This window comes from Brevibacterium metallidurans (assembly GCF_037101285.1).
In the GTDB taxonomy this organism is placed as follows: Bacteria; Actinomycetota; Actinomycetes; order Actinomycetales; family Brevibacteriaceae; genus Brevibacterium; species Brevibacterium metallidurans.
Map to the genome: position 1 here is coordinate 1 of NZ_BAAAAF010000040.1, position 1,680 is coordinate 1,680.

At 43.6% G+C, this 1,680-nt stretch carries 2 protein-coding genes; one reads left to right on the plus strand and one right to left on the minus strand.

Annotated features, from left to right (window positions below; translation table 11 throughout):
• On the plus strand, positions 1–198 hold a 198-nt coding region (locus AACX88_RS17380; RefSeq protein WP_339394120.1), incomplete at its 5' end, for a hypothetical protein.
• A gap of 458 nt (positions 199–656) precedes the next feature.
• On the opposite strand, the gene AACX88_RS17385 is transcribed toward AACX88_RS17380, so the two are convergent.
• A protein-coding gene (locus tag AACX88_RS17385; protein WP_225905543.1) for an IS1 family transposase occupies positions 657–1,360 on the minus strand; the annotation gives its coding sequence in 2 pieces (ribosomal slippage) (positions 657–1,111 and positions 1,111–1,360; 705 coding nt in all).
• Between the last annotated feature and the right edge of the window lie 320 nt (positions 1,361–1,680).

The window sequence follows — 1,680 nt, forward strand, 5'->3', positions numbered from 1 at the left end:
TTCTCTATATCGGAAACAATAAAAACAAAGGAAGCAATGAACTATGTGGCGAGATATAAAAAACACCCCGGCCTATCATTTAAAGATAGCGTATCAATTAATTACCCATTAATTAAAAAGACTTATTTAAAACTAAAAAACGGGAAGGTGTTTAATTACCTAAGGAATGGCATTATTAATAAAAAAAGCAACCCTTAATAAAAGCAAAGCGATAATTAATAAAGGTTTTTCTTTGTTGAATAAATAAGATTTCGGATAGGTATCCCCGTGACGGGTTGGGTTTTCAGGCGATACGCACGCTTTCCGGGGCTTTGTTGAATAAATCGAACTTTTGCTGAGTTGAAGGATCAGATCGGGGTCAGTTTGGAGATCGGAAATTTTTGTACGTTAAGCGCATTATTTAACCAATCTTGGTTCGTAAGGGGTTGATTTTGCGTCAGTGGCTATCGCTTTTAAGTTGTCGCTCTTGCAGTATCGCATTTAGGTTATCCGATTAAGGTCAAACCTCTGAAAATGCCGTATAGCGCGGGAGTACACCCTATTGCTATAGGTAAGTCTGTTCAAAAAACAGGCTTACCGTACAATAATTCTCTATATCCAAACTGACCCCAGATCACGCATCTTCCCGACAACGCAGACCGGGTAATGACTCCAACTTACTGATAGTGTTTTATGTTCAGATAATGCCCGATGACCTTGTCATGCAGCTCCACCGATTTTGAGAACGACAGTGACTTCCGTCCCAGCCTTGCCAGATGTTGTCTCAGATTCAGATTCAGATTATGTCGCTCAATGCGCTGAGTGTAACGCTTGCTGATAACGTGCAGCTTTCCCTTCAGGCGTGATTCATACAGCGGCCAGCCATCCGTCATCCATACCACGACCTCAAAGGCCGACAGCAGGCTCAGAAGACGCTCCAGTGTGGCCAGAGTGCGTTCACCGAAGACGTGCGCCACAACCGTCCTTCGTATCCTGTCATACGCGTAAAACAGCCAGCGCTGACGTGATTTAGCACCGACGTAGCCCCACTGTTCGTCCATTTCAGCGCAGACAATCACATCACTGCCCGGTTGTATGCGCGAGGTTACCGACTGCGGCCTGAGTTTTTTAAGTGACGTAAAACCGTGTTGAGGCCAACGCCCATAATGCGTGCACTGGCGCGACATCCGACGCCATTCATGGCCATATCAATGATTTTCTGGTGCGTACCGGGCTGAGAGGCGGTGTAAGTGAACTGTAGTTGCCATGTTTTACGGCAATGAGAGCAGAGATAGCGCTGATGTCCGGCAGTGCTTTTGCCGTTACGCACCACGCCTTCAGTAGCGGAGCAGGAAGGACATCTGATGGAAATGGAAGCCACGCAAGCACCTTAAAATCACCATCATACACTAAATCAGTAAGTTGGCAGCATTACCCACTATTGGTGGAGATGATCATAATGCCTTATAATCATACGGGATACGAACTTATAAAGTCCTAAAGTTTAGCTAAATCGGAATCTACAACGTAGATGATAGCTTGAAGAATTATGATGTCTTTTATGGTGGTATCTTTAAAACCATCACGGATTATAAATTATTGAAAATTCAAAAGGATATTAAAAACAATATGACTGCACTAGTCAGTAGTTTTAAATGGGTTGGCATTGGACAACTTGTAAAAATAGCAACACAATTGGTT